The sequence below is a fragment of the Paraburkholderia denitrificans genome (assembly GCF_042655705.1).
GTDB classification, from domain to species: Bacteria; Pseudomonadota; Gammaproteobacteria; order Burkholderiales; family Burkholderiaceae; genus Paraburkholderia; species Paraburkholderia denitrificans.
Map to the genome: position 1 here is coordinate 46,537 of NZ_JBHSMP010000010.1, position 16,606 is coordinate 63,142.

Annotated in this window: 16 protein-coding genes; 10 read left to right on the plus strand and 6 right to left on the minus strand. The window is 64.6% G+C overall.

The features are described 5' to 3' along the window. Positions 1-140 precede the first annotated feature (140 nt). A complete protein-coding gene (gene xseA, locus ACFPTO_RS07865; RefSeq protein ID WP_377710623.1) occupies positions 141-1,520 on the minus strand; it encodes an exodeoxyribonuclease VII large subunit in 1,380 nt (459 codons plus the stop codon). A 593-nt stretch (positions 1,521-2,113) separates the two neighbouring features. Between xseA and lpxK the strand changes: the two genes are divergently transcribed. The 5 genes from lpxK (at position 2,114) to ACFPTO_RS07890 (ending at position 6,164) form a co-directional block, all read left to right on the plus strand. After that, the gene (lpxK, locus tag ACFPTO_RS07870; RefSeq protein ID WP_377710625.1) at positions 2,114-3,169 is read left to right on the plus strand and encodes a tetraacyldisaccharide 4'-kinase; all 1,056 of its coding nucleotides are present in this window, start codon (positions 2,114-2,116) and stop codon (positions 3,167-3,169) included. Beyond that, entirely contained in the window at positions 3,150-3,353 is a 204-nt protein-coding gene (locus ACFPTO_RS07875) for a Trm112 family protein (RefSeq protein ID WP_293039086.1), read from the plus strand. The genes lpxK and ACFPTO_RS07875 overlap by 20 nt, the downstream gene beginning before the upstream one ends. 108 nt (positions 3,354-3,461) lie before the next feature. After that, the gene (gene kdsB, locus ACFPTO_RS07880; RefSeq protein WP_377710626.1) at positions 3,462-4,259 is read left to right on the plus strand and encodes a 3-deoxy-manno-octulosonate cytidylyltransferase; all 798 of its coding nucleotides are present in this window, start codon (positions 3,462-3,464) and stop codon (positions 4,257-4,259) included. A gap of 294 nt (positions 4,260-4,553) precedes the next feature. Further along, positions 4,554-5,216, plus strand: a complete 663-nt coding sequence (gene adk, locus ACFPTO_RS07885; protein ID WP_377710627.1) for an adenylate kinase — start codon at positions 4,554-4,556, stop codon at positions 5,214-5,216. A 189-nt stretch (positions 5,217-5,405) separates the two neighbouring features. Continuing rightward, entirely contained in the window at positions 5,406-6,164 is a 759-nt protein-coding gene (locus ACFPTO_RS07890; RefSeq protein ID WP_377710629.1) for a 3-hydroxyacyl-CoA dehydrogenase, read from the plus strand. 100 nt (positions 6,165-6,264) lie between these two features. On the opposite strand, the gene ACFPTO_RS07895 is transcribed toward ACFPTO_RS07890, so the two are convergent. Both ACFPTO_RS07895 and murJ read right to left on the minus strand, forming a co-directional pair. Next, positions 6,265-7,119 carry a SirB1 family protein gene (locus ACFPTO_RS07895; RefSeq protein ID WP_377710631.1) on the minus strand — a complete coding sequence of 285 codons (855 nt, stop codon included), beginning with the start codon at positions 7,117-7,119 and terminating at the stop codon, positions 6,265-6,267. After that, positions 7,116-8,666, minus strand: a complete 1,551-nt coding sequence (murJ, locus tag ACFPTO_RS07900; RefSeq protein ID WP_377710633.1) for a murein biosynthesis integral membrane protein MurJ — start codon at positions 8,664-8,666, stop codon at positions 7,116-7,118. The genes ACFPTO_RS07895 and murJ overlap by 4 nt, the downstream gene beginning before the upstream one ends. Before the next feature lie 509 nt (positions 8,667-9,175). Here murJ and rpsT point away from each other — a divergent pair. Next, positions 9,176-9,451 (plus strand): 30S ribosomal protein S20, encoded by a 276-nt coding sequence (gene rpsT / locus ACFPTO_RS07905; protein WP_293039069.1) that lies wholly within the window; start codon positions 9,176-9,178, stop codon positions 9,449-9,451. Positions 9,452-9,691: 240 nt separating this feature from the next. Here the strand turns inward: rpsT and ACFPTO_RS07910 are convergent, their stop codons facing one another. Then, complete coding sequence (locus ACFPTO_RS07910) at positions 9,692-10,039, minus strand: DUF3579 domain-containing protein (RefSeq protein WP_293036592.1); 348 nt, start codon at positions 10,037-10,039, stop codon at positions 9,692-9,694. 622 nt (positions 10,040-10,661) lie between these two features. Here ACFPTO_RS07910 and argF point away from each other — a divergent pair. Both argF and ACFPTO_RS07920 read left to right on the plus strand, forming a co-directional pair. Beyond that, positions 10,662-11,591 carry an ornithine carbamoyltransferase gene (argF, locus tag ACFPTO_RS07915; RefSeq protein ID WP_377710636.1) on the plus strand — a complete coding sequence of 310 codons (930 nt, stop codon included), beginning with the start codon at positions 10,662-10,664 and terminating at the stop codon, positions 11,589-11,591. 117 nt (positions 11,592-11,708) lie between these two features. Next, positions 11,709-12,938 (plus strand): argininosuccinate synthase, encoded by a 1,230-nt coding sequence (locus ACFPTO_RS07920; RefSeq protein WP_293036595.1) that lies wholly within the window; start codon positions 11,709-11,711, stop codon positions 12,936-12,938. A gap of 127 nt (positions 12,939-13,065) precedes the next feature. Here the strand turns inward: ACFPTO_RS07920 and ACFPTO_RS07925 are convergent, their stop codons facing one another. Continuing rightward, positions 13,066-13,869 (minus strand): IclR family transcriptional regulator, encoded by an 804-nt coding sequence (locus ACFPTO_RS07925; protein ID WP_377710638.1) that lies wholly within the window; start codon positions 13,867-13,869, stop codon positions 13,066-13,068. Between the two features lie 97 nt (positions 13,870-13,966). On the opposite strand from ACFPTO_RS07925, the gene ACFPTO_RS07930 reads away from it, so the two are divergent. Continuing rightward, positions 13,967-15,157: an acyl-CoA dehydrogenase gene (locus ACFPTO_RS07930; RefSeq protein WP_377710640.1), complete on the plus strand. Its 1,191-nt coding sequence runs from the start codon at positions 13,967-13,969 to the stop codon at positions 15,155-15,157. 98 nt (positions 15,158-15,255) lie between these two features. Here ACFPTO_RS07930 and ACFPTO_RS07935 read toward each other — a convergent pair whose 3' ends face one another. Then, entirely contained in the window at positions 15,256-15,894 is a 639-nt protein-coding gene (locus tag ACFPTO_RS07935; protein ID WP_377710642.1) for a peroxiredoxin, read from the minus strand. A gap of 355 nt (positions 15,895-16,249) precedes the next feature. On the opposite strand from ACFPTO_RS07935, the gene ACFPTO_RS07940 reads away from it, so the two are divergent. Further along, the gene (locus tag ACFPTO_RS07940; protein WP_293036602.1) at positions 16,250-16,552 is read left to right on the plus strand and encodes an ElaB/YgaM/YqjD family protein; all 303 of its coding nucleotides are present in this window, start codon (positions 16,250-16,252) and stop codon (positions 16,550-16,552) included. Positions 16,553-16,606: the final 54 nt, after the last annotated feature.

Below are 16,606 nucleotides of genomic sequence, written 5' to 3' on the forward strand. Positions count from 1 at the left end.
CATGCGAAGCGCACATTTCGTGCGCATCTCGATACGCATCGGACGACACGCGATAGACGAACGGACGCCATGCCGAATCGCGCAAGTGCAGCTAGCACAGCAAACCGCGCGCCCGCAGCGGCCAATGATGCGCCAGTGCGTCAGAAGCTATCGGCAAGGCGCGGCTGAACGTCGGCAAGCGCCACGTCGGCACTGCCCTGCGCGAGATGCACGGTCAGCCGTTTGCCGGGCTTGAGCGCCGAAGGCGAGCGCACGGCGGCGCCGCTTTGCGCGTCGAGCAGCGCCGCGTAGCCGCGCTCCAGCGTACGCTGCGGACTGAGCACTTCGAGCCGCGCCGTCAATTCCGAAACGCGCGCCGCCTCGCGTTCGCGCCGCCGTGCGAACGCGGCGTCGAGCCGACGGCCAAGCGTCTCGACATGGACCGCCTGCGACGCAGCGTCGGGCCGCACGCGCTGCCAGCGCATCTGCAGGACGTTGAAACGCGCGCGGGCATCGGCCGTTGCGCGCGAGCCCGCCGAGGCGAGCCGGATCGCCAGTTGCCGCAGATGCGCGCGCTGCTGCTCAAGCCGCTGTGCGGGCGAAACAAGACGCCGTGCGAGCCAGTCGAGTTGCTGCGCGCGCCGCTCCATCTGCCGGCCAAAGCCGCGTGCAAGCAGCGCATGGCGCTGATCGAGCTCGCGCAGCAGCAGCGCGCGCTGGGGACTCACGAGTTCGGCGGCGCCTGTCGGCGTCGGCGCGCGCATATCGGCGGCGAAATCGGCGATGGTGAAGTCGGTTTCATGGCCCACGCCGCTCACCACAGGAATCGCGCTCGCCGCAATCGCACGCGCGAGTGCCTCGTCGTTGAACGACCAGAGATCCTCGATCGAGCCCCCGCCGCGGCACAGCACCAGCACATCCACTTCGGCGCGCGCGTTCGCGATTTCGAGCATCGCCGTGAGCTTCTCGGCCGACCCCGCGCCCTGCACGGGCGCCGGATAGACGATCACCGGCACGTGCGGCGCACGGCGGCAGAGCGTGGTGAGCACGTCGCGCAACGCGGCGGCCTGCATCGACGTGATCACGCCGATGGCGCGCGGGTGCGTCGGCAGCGCGCGCTTGCGCGCGGCGTCGAAGAGCCCTTCGGCCTCCAGTTGCGCCTTCAGGCGCAGGAACGCTTCGTAAAGCCGCCCCTGCCCGGTGCGCCGGATCGCCTCGACGTTCAGCTGCAGCTCGCCACGCGGCTCGTACATCGTGACGAGCGCGCGCACCTCGATACGGTCGCCTTCGCGCGGCGTGAACTCGGCGTACTGGGCGCGTCCGCGAAACATCACGCAGCGGATCTGCGCCTGGGCATCCTTGATCGAGAAATACCAGTGGCCACTCGCGGCGCGCGTGAAATTCGACACCTCGCCCGAAATCCACGCGAGCGGAAACGATCGCTCGAGCATCGAAGCAATCGCGCGGTTGAGCGCCGAAACCGGCACGACAGCGTCGCCGCCCGAAGCGAAGGGAGAAGCGGAAAATCGATCGGAATTCATGGGGGAGTGTGCGAAAAATCAGGCCGGACAGACGATAGACCGATCGGCACGGCTACGTCCAGCACGAACTGCTAAAGGCGCCAGGCACGGTGAAGTTTCCACATGATTTCAATCAGGTGTACGGCACGTAAACGCAGCCGGGGAGACGCCGCAATTACGCCGTATGAGCTTGATTTTATGTGGCTTTTTATCAAAACAACCGAGCTGGCCGCCGATCAAACGCAGCACGAATGGGCCTTCCAGCCCGTCAGACCGGGGTTTGTCCACAAAGTTATCCACAGGTGGCCACGAGCCTGGTCGCGAGCCTGGCCCTGGCCTTGAAAGTGGCGAACCGCACCGGCGAGGCAGGCAGCTTGCCGCATGGCGGGCACACGCGCTAGAGTCCCGGGTTCACAGTGGCCTCGCGGCCACTGCGGGCCAGGTGGCGCGGCGGCACGTCGAACGTCGCGTTGTGCGTCGCTGCGCGCCTTGTCCGACCCAATTGTTCACGCTCCGGAGAACCGCCCGATGCCAGTCTCGTCCGTCCTGCTTTCACGCGCGACGCCCGCACACGGACGCGCACGCGCGCACCGGTCGCGCCGGTTCCTGGCCCGATGAGCGGCCTCGCTTCGCGCATCGAGAGCCGGCTGACACGCGAGTGGCAGCGGCGTGGCCCGCTCGCGTGGGCGCTCACGCCGCTTGCGGCCGTGTTCGCCGCGATCAGCGGCGCGCGCCGCGCCGCTTACGCGCTCGGCTGGCTCAAGACCGTGCACGTCGGCGTGCCCGTCGTCGTGGTCGGCAACGTGACCGTGGGTGGCACCGGCAAGACGCCGACCGTGATCGCGCTCGTCGACGCGCTGCGCGCCGCCGGCTTCACGCCGGGCGTCATCTCGCGCGGCTACGGCGCGAAAATCGAACGGCCGACGCCCGTCACGTCGGCCACGCCTGCGCGCGTCGCGGGCGACGAACCCCTTCTGATCGCCCGCCGCACCGGCGCGCCGGTGTGGGTTTCGCCCGATCGCGTCGCCGCCGCGCAGGCGTTGCGCGCCGCGCACCGCGACGTCGACGTAATCATCAGCGACGACGGCCTCCAGCACTACCGTCTTGAGCGCGACGTCGAACTCGTCGTGTTCGACCACCGGCTGGGCGGCAACGGCTTCCTGCTGCCCGCCGGGCCGCTGCGCGAGACGCTCTCGCGCAGCCGCGACGCAACGCTCATCAACAATCCGTTCGAGCGTGCGCTGCCGCCCTGGCCCAATACGTTCGCGCTGAAGCTCGAACCCGGCGAAGCGTGGCATCTGTCCAGTCCCGCGCTGCACCGTCCGCTCGCGCAGTTCGCGAGCGCGCCGGACCAACAACCCGCCCAACCCGCCCAACCCGCCCAGCGCATTGTGGCGGCGGCCGGCATCGGCTCGCCCGAGCGCTTTTTCGCGACGCTGCGCGGCGCGGGGCTCGCCCCGCAAACCATGCCGCTGCCCGATCACTACGCATTCGCGACCAATCCGTTCACCGATGTCAAGGCCGACGCGATCCTGGTCACCGAAAAGGATGCAGTAAAATTGTCGGCCTGGAACGATGCGCGCATCTGGGTCGTCCCGGTTGTTGCCGCGCTCGATCATCGTCTTATTACCCTGGTTGTGGAGAAACTACGTGGACGCCCGTCTGCTTGAAATCCTGGTCTGCCCGATCTGCAAGGGCCCGCTCACCTACGACCGCGCAGCGCAGGAGCTGATCTGCAACGCCGACAAGCTCGCCTTCCCGATCCGCGACGGCATTCCCGTGATGCTCGTCGACGAGGCGCGCCAGACGGTCGAGGGCACGCCGGTCGATCCGGCCGGTCCTGGCGCCGCCTGAGATCCCGCGGCGCGCTGCGCGTTTCGCGCAAAGCACGCCCGATCTGAAGTCTTGCCCGTGCGCGCCGCCTGCGGCGCGTTTTCGTTTTCCGCCCTCCCCGAACTGGCCATGACCGTACCCGTGCAACCTTTCATCGCTGTTGTCCCGGCGCGTCTCGCGTCGACGCGGCTGCCGAACAAGCCGCTCGCCGACATCGGCGGCAAGCCGATGGTGGTGCGCGTGGCCGAGCGCGCGAAGGCCTCCGGCGCGCAGCAGGTGCTGATCGCCTCCGACGCCCAGAGCGTGCTCGACGCCGCACGCGATCACGGCTTCGAAGCCGTACTCACGCGCGCGGACCATCCGTCGGGCACCGACCGCCTCGCGGAAGTCGCAACGCAGTACGGTTGGAGCGATGACACGATCGTCGTCAACGTGCAGGGCGACGAGCCGCTGATCGATCCGGCACTCATATGCGACGTTGCGTCGCACCTCGCCGCGCACCCCGAATGCGCGATTGCGACGGCAGCGCATCCGATCACGGCCCCGGAGGAGATTTTCAGCCCGAATGTGGTGAAGGTCGTGTTCGATGCACGCGGCGTGGCGCTCTACTTCTCGCGCGCGCCCATTCCCTGGGCCCGCGACGCGTGGCAGCCGCACTGGTCGCCCGCTCGTCTCGATCTGGCCGCCATGCCCGCGCCGGGCGCGACCGTCTACCGCCACATCGGCCTGTACGCGTATCGCGCGAAATTCCTGCGCAGCTATCCGGCACTCGAACACTCGCCCATCGAGCAAGTCGAAGCGCTCGAGCAACTGCGCGCAATGTGGCATGGCGAGCGCATCGCCGTGCTCGTAACGGCCGAGGCGCCGGCGCCCGGCGTCGATACGCCAGCGGATCTCGCACGCGTGCAGGCGCTATACCGACCTTAATTCCGGCCGTAGGGCCAATATCCCGTGGCATAATCAATCGTTCGTGCGCGCCGTCAACGCCTTTGTGCGCCGGGGTTTTCCCTCGGGGTTTTCCCCTCGCTCACCGATCTCGCCCTGCTGCGCCGTCCGCGCCAAAAACCGCGGATGCTGCCGCGCAGGATGTGCCCGCAACCCGCTGGCACGGTCGAAAGCGGCATGCGCGCGAACGGGAAGGAGACACACGACCGCCGCCGATGCTGCCCACATGGGGCACGCCGCGCCGCAAGAATTCACATAGCTTTGGAGATTGTTGATATGCGTTTGATCCTGTTGGGCGCCCCGGGCGCGGGCAAGGGAACCCAGGCAAACTTCATCAAGGAGAAGTTCGGCATCCCGCAAATCTCGACCGGCGACATGCTGCGCGCGGCCGTGAAAGCCGGCACACCGCTCGGCATCGAAGCCAAGCGCTTCATGGATGCGGGCGAACTCGTGACTGACGAGCTGATCATCAACCTCGTGAAGGAACGCCTTCAGCAACCCGATTGCGCGAACGGCTACCTGTTCGACGGTTTCCCGCGCACGCTGCCGCAAGCCGAAGCCATGAAGCAGGCCGGCGTGCCGATCGACTACGTGCTTGAGATCGACGTGCCGTTCGACGAGATCATCACGCGCATGAGCGGACGCCGCATGCACCCGGCGTCCGGCCGCACGTACCACGTCAAGTTCAATCCGCCGAAAGAACCGATGAAGGACGACGTGACCGGCGAGGCGCTCGTCCAGCGCGACGACGACCAGGAAGAGACCGTGCGCAAGCGTCTCGACGTGTACGTCGCGCAGACCAAGCCGCTCATCGCCTACTACAGCGACTGGGCGGAGCGCGGCGAGGAAAACGGGCTGAAGGCGCCGCAGTACCGGGCCATCTCGGGCCTTGGCGGCGTCGACGAAATTCGCGCCCGCGTGTTCGACGTGCTCAAGTAAGCCACTCGACGCCGGCCAGCCGGGGAAGACCGGCGTGGCCGGCTCCCCCAGTCATGCTTTAGCCGGCCGTGCTCGGATCTTGCTGGTTTGCCTGCGGGCCGGCTGGCGTCGCGCCACAAGTGCGACGCCGGGCGGCCCGTTTTTCATGCGTGCCGCCTGCATCACACCCATCACAAATGGAGAAGAGACATGCAGATCCGCGACAACGTATTCCTCATCACCGGCGGTGCGTCGGGCCTCGGTGCCGCGACGGCGCGCCTGATTGCGGCCGAAGGCGGCAAGCCCGTCATCGCCGACCTCAATGAAGACGCAGGCGTTGCGCTCGCGAAAGAACTGGGCGGCGTGTTCGTGAAGTGCAACGTCGCGGGCGAAGAAGACGGCGCCCGCGCCGTGGCGGCGGCAACGGCGCTCGGCACGCTGCGCGGCCTCGTCAACTGCGCGGGCATCGCCCCCGCGGTGAAGACGGTCGGCAAGGACGGCCCGCACCCGCTCGACGTGTTCGCGAAGACCATTTCGGTCAATCTGATCGGCACGTTCAACATGATCCGTCTCGCGGCTGCCGCGATTACGCAGACCGCGCCCGCGGAAGGCGGCGAGCGTGGCGTGATCGTCAATACGGCGTCGGTCGCCGCCTACGACGGTCAGATCGGCCAGGCGGCCTATGCGGCTTCGAAGGGCGGTATCGTCGGCATGACGCTGCCGGTTGCGCGCGACCTCTCGCGCAGCGGCATCCGCGTGATGACCATCGCGCCCGGTATCTTCGAAACGCCGATGCTGCTCGGCATGCCCAAGGAAGTGCAGGACGCGCTCGGCGCAATGGTGCCGTTCCCGTCGCGCCTCGGCAAACCGGCCGAGTACGCGATGCTCGTCAAGCAGATCTTCGAGAATCCGATGCTCAACGGCGAAGTGATCCGGCTCGACGGCGCGATCCGCATGCAGCCGAAGTGATTCCGCACCGCGCCTGCCGTGAATGAAAATAAACCGCGACATGTCGCGGTTTATTTATCGGCGCGCGGTCATGCGCGAAGTCGCGTTCAGTTCTGTTCGCTCAGTCCTGTTCGTTGTTGAGCACGCGCTGACGTAAATCCTGCAACTGCGATTCGACGACCATCGCGTCGTCGGCGTCGGGACGCTCGTCGAGATAGTGCTCGAGATCCTCGAGCGCCGGGCGCAGGTAGTCGAGCCGCGAATACGCGAAGCCGCGGTCGCGCACTTCCTCGATGTCGTGCGGCAGCAGGATCACGAGCCGCTGCTGGATCGCGAGCAGGCGCTGCCAGCGTTCCGTCTGCAGATAGATCGATTTCAGGTTGCGCAGCATGCGCGCGACGATCTCGCGGCGCGTCGCCGGTTCGAGCAGCATGCGCAGCGCCCGTGCGACCGAATCGCCCGCCTTCGCCACGAACGGCTCCAGCAATTCGACCATGTCCGACTCCGACAACGTGTGCCCCGTCGTGGGGTCGAGCATCGCATCGCCTTCGGGCAGCGACGCCCGCAGCAGGAAATGCCCCGGAAATGCCACGCCCTGCACCGGCAGATCCAGTTGCTGGGCGATCTCCAGATACAGCACCGCGAGCGAAATGGGAATGCCGCGCCGGCGCGTGAGCACGGCGTTCAGATGGCTGTTGTCGGGATCGTAATAGTCGTTGAGGTTGGCGGCGAAGCCGAACTCGCGGAAGAAGCACTGGTTCAGGATCGAGATCTGCTCGCGAACGCCCGCGCCTTCGGGCAGGCGGCGGCGCACGCGCATGGCGAGTTCGTCGATTTCGGCGAGCGTGCCTTGCATGTCGAGATCGGGGTACGCGTCCTGCGCGATCGACAGCGCCGCTTCGGTGAGCGGCAGGCTGTCGTCATCGGCGACGAGCGCGCTGAAATAATCGAGAACCCGCGTGCTGATCGTGGTCACTTCGCCCGCCTCTTGAAGTACGCGTACTTGAAGCCCATGAGCCAAAGCATACCGAAATATAGCGCGGCGAACAGCACAAGGCAGGCGCCGAGCAGCGCGATGCGCGCGAGCGGCGCGTGGCGCAGGCCGATCCAGTCGTAGGCGTTCGCGCTCCAGTGCATCGCACCCGCCAGCACGAGGCATGCCCCGAGCAACTGCACGAAGAACTTCGCCCAGCCCGACGACGGCGTGTAGATGCCGCGCCGGCGCAGGCCGATGAAGAGCAGGAGCGCGTTGATGCACGCGCCGAGCCCGACCGACAGCGTCAGGCCCGCGTGCGACAGGATCGGCACGAAGATGTAGTTGCTGATCTGCGTGGCGACCAGCACGCCCACGCCGATCTTCACGGGCGTCTTGATGTCCTGGCGCGCATAGAAGCCGGGCGCGAGGATCTTGATGAGAATGAGGCCGATCAGGCCCACGCCGTACGCGGAAAGCGCGCGCCCCACCATGACGACCGAACGCGCGTCGAACTTGCCGTAGTGGAAGAGCGTCGCGGTGAGCGGCTCGGCGAAGAAAAAGAGCGCAATCGCCGAAGGTGCGGCGAGCAGGAAGGTCACGCGCAAGCCCCAGTCGAGCAGTGCGGAATATTCGTGCGTATCGGCGTCGACGTGCGCCTTCGAGAGACTCGGCAGCAGGATCGTGCCGAGCGCGACGCCGAGCAGCGCGGTCGGGAACTCCATGAGCCGGTCGGCGAAGTTGATCCACGAAACCGCGCCCGGGCCAAGGCGCGACGCGATGTTGGTGTTGATGATGAGACTGATCTGCGCGACCGAGACGGCGAACATCGCGGGCACCATCTTCGCGAGCACGCGCTTCACGCCGCGGTGCGCGAGCGCCTTGAGCGGGTTCCAGCCGATGCGCGGCGTCATGTCGATGCGCTTGAGGCCCGGCAACTGCACGAAGAACTGCAGCACGCCACCGGCGATCACGGCCCACGCGAGCGCATACACCGGCTGCTTCAGGTGCGGCGCGACGACCACGGCCGCGAAGATGAACGCGACGTTGAGCAGGACCGGCGCGAACGCGGGCAGCGAGAACTGCTTGTACGTATTGAGCACGCCGGCCGCGAGCGACGTCAGCGAAATGAACACGATGTACGGAAACATGATGCGCGTCATCGCGACCGCAAGCGTGAACGCATGACCGTCGGTCTTGAGCCCGCCCGCGACGACCGTCACGACGAACGATGCGCCGAAAATGCCTAACACGGACAGAATGGCGAGCGCCCAGGCGAGTACCGTCGACATGGCGTCGACGAGATCTCGGGTCGCGTCATGGCCCTTCTGGTTCTTGAACTCGGCGAGGATCGGCACAAAGGCCTGCGAAAACGCGCCTTCCGCCGAAATCCGGCGCAGCAGATTGGGGATGCGGAACGCGACGTAGAAGGCGTCGGTGAACTGGCTCGCGCCAAAAGCGCGTGCAATCAGCGTTTCGCGCGCCAGGCCGGTCACGCGCGACAGCAGCGTGAAGCCGCTGACCGTCAACAGGGCTCGGAATAGATTCATGGGGCGCTCATTATACGGGTGCCACGCGGTGCGCCGTCGAAGCGCATCGGCTACATTGACCGCATCGGCTGCATAGGCCGCTTCAGCCGCGTCAGCCCGCCAGTGTCTCGCGTCTTACCGCCAACGCGCGCAGCGGTTGCCACGCCCCTGATTTTGTTGCTATAATTCGCAGTTTCGAAGCTCACATGCCTTCGGAATATTAAAATTCGTCTTTTGCTTTGGCGTCTTTTTCGCGTGGTTCGAGTGAATCGTGAATCAATCACTCGCAACCAAATCGTGCGGGCGCCCTCAGCACCAAGGCAGTCGCTGCGCCAGTGGATAATCGAACGGTAGAACGGTGCCCAAGGTACCCAAACCGGAAAAAAACACCAGGCGCACCCGGCCAAACACGTTTTGCGCTTTCGGACAAACACTTTGCCGGAAGTTCGGATCAAGGCAAGCAGCGCCACCCAGCCTGACTGATTGTCAGCGGGCCGGCACTGGAAACAGGAACAGGACAAGGAACCGTAATGGCTAACTCCGCACAAGCACGCAAGCGCGCCCGTCAGGCCGCGAAGGCAAACTCGCATAACTCTGCGCTGCGCTCGAAGTTCCGCACCGCTATCAAGGCTGTTCGCAAGGCTATCGACGCTGGCGACAAGGCTGCGGCCGCTGAAATCTTCAAGGCATCGGCAAAGACGCTCGACATCATCGCCGACAAGAAAATCGTTCACAAGAACAAGGCTGCTCGCCAGAAAAGCCGCCTGTCCGCCGCCCTCAAGGCGATGCAGGCCAGCGCGCAGTAAATCCCGGCTAGCCCGCTTCGGCGGGCTGCCTCCTGTTTCCGCTGCGCTTCATGAAAACCCGCTTCGGCGGGTTTTTTTGTACGTGGCGGAACGGCGCTCAACCAGGCGTCAGACGGCACCCGCGAACAACACCCGGCGAGCAGGCGCAAAAAAACCCGCCTCGGCGGGTTATTTTTTGAGGGGTTGCGCGAGCGCCTTATGTGCTCAGGGCGGTGCTCACGGTGGTGGTCACAGCGGCGCTCAGCGGCTTGCGCCCTTCTGCGTCGCGTGGTCGAGCGGGAGTTCGCACGCTTCGGTCACGACGAGGTCGTTGTCTTTCGCGAAATTCAGGACGAAGTTGAATGCCATCGGCTCGATGTCCTTCAAGCGCGAATCGAGCACCACACACTTGAGATCGCCGATCATCGTCGGCCGGACATACAGCGAGTACCCCAGGTAGGCATTCGGTCCCCGCGCGTTCATCGCAGCCTTGGGCCCGAAGCTGGACATCACGCCGGCCAGGCGCTCCGACCAGTCGCTGGGGCGAAATTTCTTCCCCTTCGAAGTGATGCCTTGAATGAAGTATTCGGTTGAGGCTTCGTCGGCCATTTACGGTACCTGTGTGACTGCACGCTGTGCTGCAGCACGAAACATCGGCGCGCTCGCGCCACCCGCGCGTTGCCGCCGGGTTACGGGCCGCAGGCCAAAAGCCTTGCGACCTCGCGCGCGAATACAGTCCGATGGACAGGGCGCGGCCGTCCGCACACTGGTACCCGCTCCGCGCCGCATCGAGATCGTCGAACTTGCGGCGCACAGCCACCAGCGTATAAGCCGCTGCCGCGAGCCGCCCGAGATGCCTGGCGATATAACCGCTGAAATGCGTGCGCTGTTATGCCAGCGCTGTTATGCCAGGATACCCGCCGGGCTCGCTGTCGTGCCTGAGGGAAAACCCCGCGATTATAGCCTACCCAGGGGTATTCCGCACTGTACACAGGGTGCGCGATAGCAAACTGCAGGCCGTTCTCGCGCGCTTTGCGTTTGCGCCGCAGCATCGTGAAAAGCCCGTCGAAAACAGGTGACGAAACCCACGGCAAAGCGCTCGCCACGCTGCAAGCCGCTCGTCAAACCGGACAAAATCCTTTATGCTGCATTGACTTACCACCACAACCGCAGCGGCGTCGCCGGCCCGATCGTGCAGTTCCGAGGCCGGATCCGGCGCCGTTTTCGTTTCATGACCTCCCGGACCATTCGCCATTACCTGCAGTTCAAGGATTTCTCTCTTGACGAGTATGAATATGTGCTCGAGCGTGCCCGCATTCTGAAGCGCAAATTCAAGAGCTACGAGACCTACCATCCCCTGCACGACCGTACGCTCGCGATGATCTTCGAGAAGAACTCGACGCGCACGCGCCTTTCGTTCGAAGCAGGCATCTTCCAGCTCGGCGGTCACGCCGTGTTCATGAGCACGCGCGACACGCAGCTCGGGCGCGGCGAGCCGATCGAAGACGCGGCGCAGGTGATCTCGCGCATGGTCGACATCATCATGATCCGGACGTTCGGCCAGGACATCCTGACGCGCTTCGCGCAGAATTCGCGCGTGCCGGTCATCAACGGCCTGACGAACGAATATCACCCCTGCCAGGTGCTGGCCGACATCTTCACGTACTACGAGCACCGCGGGCCGATCCGCGGCAAGACCGTCGCCTGGGTCGGCGACGCGAACAACATGCTCTATACGTGGATCGAAGCGGCGCAGATCCTCGACTTCAAGCTGCGCATCTCGACGCCGCCGGGCTATCAGCTCGATCCGGCACTCGTCGCGCCGGAAAGCACGCCGTTCTTCTCGGTATTCGACGATCCGAACGACGCCTGCGACGGCGCCGACCTCGTCACCACCGACGTCTGGACCAGCATGGGCTTCGAGGCCGAGAACGAAGTCCGCAAGAAGGCGTTCGCCGACTGGTGCGTCGACGCCGAGATGATGGCGCGCGGCAAGCCCGACGCGCTCTTCATGCACTGCCTGCCGGCACATCGCGGCGAGGAAGTGAGCGCGGAAGTCATCGACGGGCCGCAGAGCGTGGTCTGGGACGAGGCGGAAAACCGTCTGCACGTCCAGAAGGCGCTGATGGAATTTCTGATGCTCGGCCGCCTGAACCACTGATCCGGGCCCGGCGCGCCGCCCGAAAAGCACGGCGCGCTGACGGTTTGGTGTCAAAATATTGTTTTCCGCGCGTCGGGGCCGCCCGCGCGCACAGATCTCACCCGTTACGGACTCACCATGAGCGATATCAATAAAGTCGTGCTCGCCTACTCGGGCGGCCTCGATACCTCGGTCATCCTGAAGTGGCTGCAGGACAACTACGACGCAGAAGTCGTGACCTTCACCGCCGACATCGGCCAGGGCGAAGAACTTGAGCCGGCGCGCAAAAAGGCGCTGCAACTCGGCATCAAGCAAGAGAACATCTTCATCGACGACCTGCGCGAAGAGTTCGTCCGCGATTTCGTGTTCCCGATGTTCCGCGCCAACGCGCTGTATGAAGGCGAGTACCTGCTCGGCACGTCGATCGCGCGTCCGCTGATCGCCAAGCGCCAGATCGAGATCGCCCGCGCGACCGGCGCACAGGCCGTCTCGCACGGCGCAACCGGCAAGGGCAACGACCAGGTCCGCTTCGAACTCGGCTACTACGCACTCGAGCCGGGCATCAAGGTGATCGCCCCGTGGCGCGAGTGGGATCTGCTGTCGCGCGAGAAACTGCTTGCCTACGCCGAAAGCGCCGGCATTCCCATCGACATGAAGCACCGCCAGGGCGGCGCGCCCTACTCGATGGACGCCAACCTGCTGCACATCTCGTTCGAAGGCCGTCACCTCGAAGACCCGAAGGCGGAAGCCGAGGAAGACATGTGGCGCTGGACGGTTTCGCCCGAACAGGCGCCGGACGCAGCCGAATACGTCGATATCGAGTACGAACACGGCGATCCGGTCGCCATCAACGGCAAGCGCGTCACGCCGGCTGAAGCACTGACCGAACTGAACCGCCTCGGCAGCAAGCACGGCATCGGCCGTCTGGACCTCGTCGAAAACCGTTACGTCGGCATGAAGTCGCGCGGTTGCTATGAAACCCCTGGCGGCACGATCATGCTCAAGGCGCACCGCGGCATCGAGTCGATCACCCTCGACCGCGAAGTCGCCCACCTGAAGGACGACCTGCTCGCCCGCTACGCCTCGCTGATTTACAACGGCTACTGGTGGAGCCCGGAGCGCCGTGCAATCCAGGTGCTGATCGACCACACGCAGCAGAACGTCAACGGCTGGGTGCGCGTGAAGCTGTACAAGGGCGGCGTCTCGGTCGTTTCGCGCGACTCGAAGGACACGCTGTTCGACAAGACCATCGCGACCTTCGACGACGACCACGGCGCCTACAACCAGGCCGACGCCGGCGGGTTCATCAAGCTCAACGCGCTGCGTATGCGTATCGCTGAAAACGCGCGTCGCCAGCGCGGCAAATAAGCGGCAAATAAGCGGCAAATAAGCGGCAAATAAGCGGCAAATAAGCAGATTCAAGCACGCAGGCAGTCGCAAAGCCGGGACGATGTCCCGGCTTTTTCAATTCCGCCGACGCAGTGCAGTACGCGGCTCAGACCGTCTCCCCGAGCCGCCGCGCGAGCGACTTGAGCAGCGGCGCGACGCGCTCGCGAAACACGTCGGGTCCCATCGACGATGCCGGTCCGCTGCAGCTCAGCACGAGCCAGCGGCGCTCGCGCGGTTCGCGAAACGGCACCGCCACGGCGTTCACATCGTCGTGCCAGTCGCGAAACGAATAACAGCACCCTTCCTGCGCGAATATCGCGATCTCGCGCTGCGCCGCCGCGACCAGTGCCGGACCTTCATCGCCCGCCGCCTTCTCCAGGTCGGCCAGCAGCGCCGCGCGCGCATCGTGCGGCAGCACCGCCAGATAGGCGCGCCCCATCGAACTCGTGAGCATCGACAGCCTTGAACCCGATGCGAGACCGAGCGTCAGCGCCGTTTCGCTACGAATCGTCTCCAGATAAACCATGTCGAGCCCATCGCGACAGCCGAGCGATACGGCCGCCCCCACCTCGCGGGCAAACGCCCGTAGATGCGGCCGCGCGAGTTCGAGGATGTCGGTGCCCGACAGCATCGTGAAACCCAGCGAGAGCACACCCGCGTCGAGCGCATATTTGCCGAGCGCCTCGTCGAAGCGCAGGTAGCCAAGCACGCTCAGCGTGTAGGCGAGCCGGTTCACGGTCGCCTTGGGCAAGCCCGTGCGTTCGACGAAATCGCGGTTGCCGAGCAGCGTCTCGCCGGGGCGGAACGCGCGCAGCAGTTCAAGACCCCGTGCGAGTGCGACGACGAACTTGCGTTCGTCGATCGTTGCATCGGGCTGCGAGGCATGTAACGGAAATCCGGATGCAGACATAAGCAGGCAAGTGGTACACTGGATCAAATTGCAAAACATTGTTCCGCACAGCGGAACTCCTGTCAAGTACCTGATCCCCTATCCGAGGAGACACACCATGGCCGAGCACGCCCATTTTCATTGGGACGATCCGCTGCTGCTGAACCAGCAACTCACCGACGACGAACGCATGGTGCGTGACGCCGCTGCCGCATACGCGCAGGACAAGCTCGCACCGCGCGTACTCGAAGCGTTCCGCCATGAAAAGACCGACGCGTCGATCTTCCGCGAAATGGGCGAACTGGGCCTGCTCGGCCCGACGATTCCCGAGCAGTACGGCGGCCCCGGCCTCAACTACGTGAGCTACGGCTTGATCGCGCGCGAAGTGGAGCGCGTGGACTCAGGCTACCGCTCGATGATGTCGGTACAGTCGTCGCTCGTGATGGTGCCGATCTACGAATTCGGCTCGGACGCGCAAAAAGAGAAGTATCTGCCGAAGCTCGCGAGCGGCGAATGGATCGGCTGCTTCGGCCTGACCGAGCCGAACCATGGCTCTGATCCGGGCAGCATGGTCACGCGCGCGAGGAAGGTCAGCGGCGGCTATTCGCTCTCGGGCGCGAAGATGTGGATCACGAATTCGCCGATCGCAGACGTGTTCGTTGTCTGGGCGAAGCTCGAAGAGAACGGCCAGGACGATATCCGCGGTTTCATCCTCGAGAAGGGCTGGAAGGGTCTGTCGGCGCCGGCGATCCACGGCAAGGTCGGGCTGCGCGCGTCGATCACGGGCGAAATCGTGCTCGACGAAGTGTTCGTCCCGGAAGAGAACATCATGCCGGGCGTGAAGGGTCTGCGCGGCCCGTTCACGTGCCTGAACTCGGCGCGCTACGGCATCGCCTGGGGCGCGCTCGGCGCGGCGGAAGCGTGCTGGCACACGGCGCGCCAGTATGTGCTGGACCGCAAGCAGTTCGGCCGCCCGCTCGCCGCCAATCAGCTGATCCAGAAAAAGCTGGCCGATATGCAGACGGAAATCACGCTCGGCCTGCAAGGCTGTCTGCGCCTTGGCCGCATGAAGGACGAAGGCACGGCCGCCGTCGAAATCACCTCGATCATGAAGCGCAACTCGTGCGGCAAGTCGCTCGACGTCGCGCGGCTCGCGCGCGACATGCTGGGCGGCAACGGCATCTCCGATGAATTCGGCGTTGCGCGTCACCTCGTGAACCTCGAAGTGGTCAACACCTACGAGGGCACGCATGACATTCACGCGCTGATTCTCGGCCGCGCGCAGACGGGCATTCAGGCGTTCTTCTGATCGCCCGGCGTGCCTTGCACGTCTGCAATAGCCGGATGCAAGAAAGCGCCGCACGATGTGCGGCGCTTGTTAATTGGCGAGGTGCGCGGCCGGGAAGCTTATTTGCCCGGCTGCGGCGTGAGGCGCAGATACGGGCGCAGCGCCTTGTAGCCCTTCGGGAATTTCTGCTTGATGAGTGCTTCGTCCTTCAGCGACGGCACGATCACGACGTCGTCGCCCTGCTTCCAGTTGCCGGGCGTGGCGACCTGATGGTTATCGGTGAGCTGCAGCGAGTCGATCACGCGCAGCACTTCGTCGAAGTTGCGCCCCGTGCTGGCCGGATAGGTGATGATGAGACGCACCTTCTTCTTCGGATCGATCACAAAAAGCGAACGCACAGTGAGCGTTTCGTTCGCATTCGGGTGGATCATGTCATAAAGCTCCGACACCTTGCGGTCGCCGTCCGCGAGAATCGGAAAGCCGACGCTCGTGATCTGCGTCTCGTTGATGTCCTTGATCCACTCTTTGTGCGATTCGGCGCTGTCGACGGAAAGGGCGATCGGTTTGACGTTGCGCTTCGCGAACTCGTCCTTCAGCTTTGCCGTCAGACCGAGTTCCGTGGTGCAGACCGGCGTGAAATCGGCGGGATGCGAGAACAGCACGCCCCAACTCTCTCCAAGCCAGTCATGAAACTTGATGCGGCCGATGCTCGAATCCTGCTCGAAGTCGGGTGCGGTATCGCCAAGACGTAGACTCATGTTCGATGTCCTTGAATGAAGGGTGGCCGGGCGCACCGCAAACCCGTGCAGTGCATGCGAAGGTAAGCGGGCGTTGAAGACAAGGATACGGGAGCCGTATCGCAGAAAGAACGAATATCGCTTCACACCTCCATGAATTTTCGTAATTTTGGATGCGATCACGAAACTTTACGTGCCAGATCAACTCCATGGGAGTGGACCGCAATTCGCCATGCATGCCCGTCATCGCACTGCAACGACGTAGCGGTAACAGGCGGTTCGTGACTCGCAGGCGCTCGGTGCGGCGCGCCGCGCTTGCCAGTGTCCGTTTCTTTGTTACGATTTACGCTTGGCGAGACACGAAGGGAGCCAGTTAATGTCAGAAGTCAACAAGGAGAGGCTAATGTCGGATATCAAAAACGTCCTCGCGGACGCCGAGGACCTGCTGAAGCAGGCTGCGAGCGCCACCGGCGAACGCGCGTCCGAACTGCGCGAAACGGCACTCTCGCGCCTGAAACAGGCAAAAGAAAAGGCCGCCGACGTGCAGGTCGTCGTGGTCGAGAAAGGCAAAAAGGCGGCTCGCGCCACCGACGACTACGTTCACGAACACCCGTGGACCTCGATCGGCATCGCCGCAGGCGTGGGTGTGTTGATCGGCCTCCTGATCAATCGCAAGTAATCCGCGAGTAACCCGCATGTAACCGTACTGCGGGCGCCCGGCCTGTTTCCGCAC

Coding starts and splice junctions, on each gene's coding strand:
- ACFPTO_RS07925 (WP_377710638.1), bottom strand. CDS start 13,869: ATGTCTGCATCCGGATTTCCGTTACATGCCTCGCAGCCCGATGCAACG.
- xseA (WP_377710623.1), bottom strand. CDS start 1,520: ATGAATTCCGATCGATTTTCCGCTTCTCCCTTCGCTTCGGGCGGCGAC.
- ACFPTO_RS07890 (WP_377710629.1), top strand. CDS start 5,406: ATGCAGATCCGCGACAACGTATTCCTCATCACCGGCGGTGCGTCGGGC.
- ACFPTO_RS07940 (WP_293036602.1), top strand. CDS start 16,250: ATGTCAGAAGTCAACAAGGAGAGGCTAATGTCGGATATCAAAAACGTC.
- ACFPTO_RS07920 (WP_293036595.1), top strand. CDS start 11,709: ATGAGCGATATCAATAAAGTCGTGCTCGCCTACTCGGGCGGCCTCGAT.
- kdsB (WP_377710626.1), top strand. CDS start 3,462: ATGACCGTACCCGTGCAACCTTTCATCGCTGTTGTCCCGGCGCGTCTC.
- lpxK (WP_377710625.1), top strand. CDS start 2,114: ATGAGCGGCCTCGCTTCGCGCATCGAGAGCCGGCTGACACGCGAGTGG.
- rpsT (WP_293039069.1), top strand. CDS start 9,176: ATGGCTAACTCCGCACAAGCACGCAAGCGCGCCCGTCAGGCCGCGAAG.
- adk (WP_377710627.1), top strand. CDS start 4,554: ATGCGTTTGATCCTGTTGGGCGCCCCGGGCGCGGGCAAGGGAACCCAG.
- ACFPTO_RS07910 (WP_293036592.1), bottom strand. CDS start 10,039: ATGGCCGACGAAGCCTCAACCGAATACTTCATTCAAGGCATCACTTCG.
- ACFPTO_RS07930 (WP_377710640.1), top strand. CDS start 13,967: ATGGCCGAGCACGCCCATTTTCATTGGGACGATCCGCTGCTGCTGAAC.
- murJ (WP_377710633.1), bottom strand. CDS start 8,666: ATGAATCTATTCCGAGCCCTGTTGACGGTCAGCGGCTTCACGCTGCTG.
- argF (WP_377710636.1), top strand. CDS start 10,662: ATGACCTCCCGGACCATTCGCCATTACCTGCAGTTCAAGGATTTCTCT.
- ACFPTO_RS07935 (WP_377710642.1), bottom strand. CDS start 15,894: ATGAGTCTACGTCTTGGCGATACCGCACCCGACTTCGAGCAGGATTCG.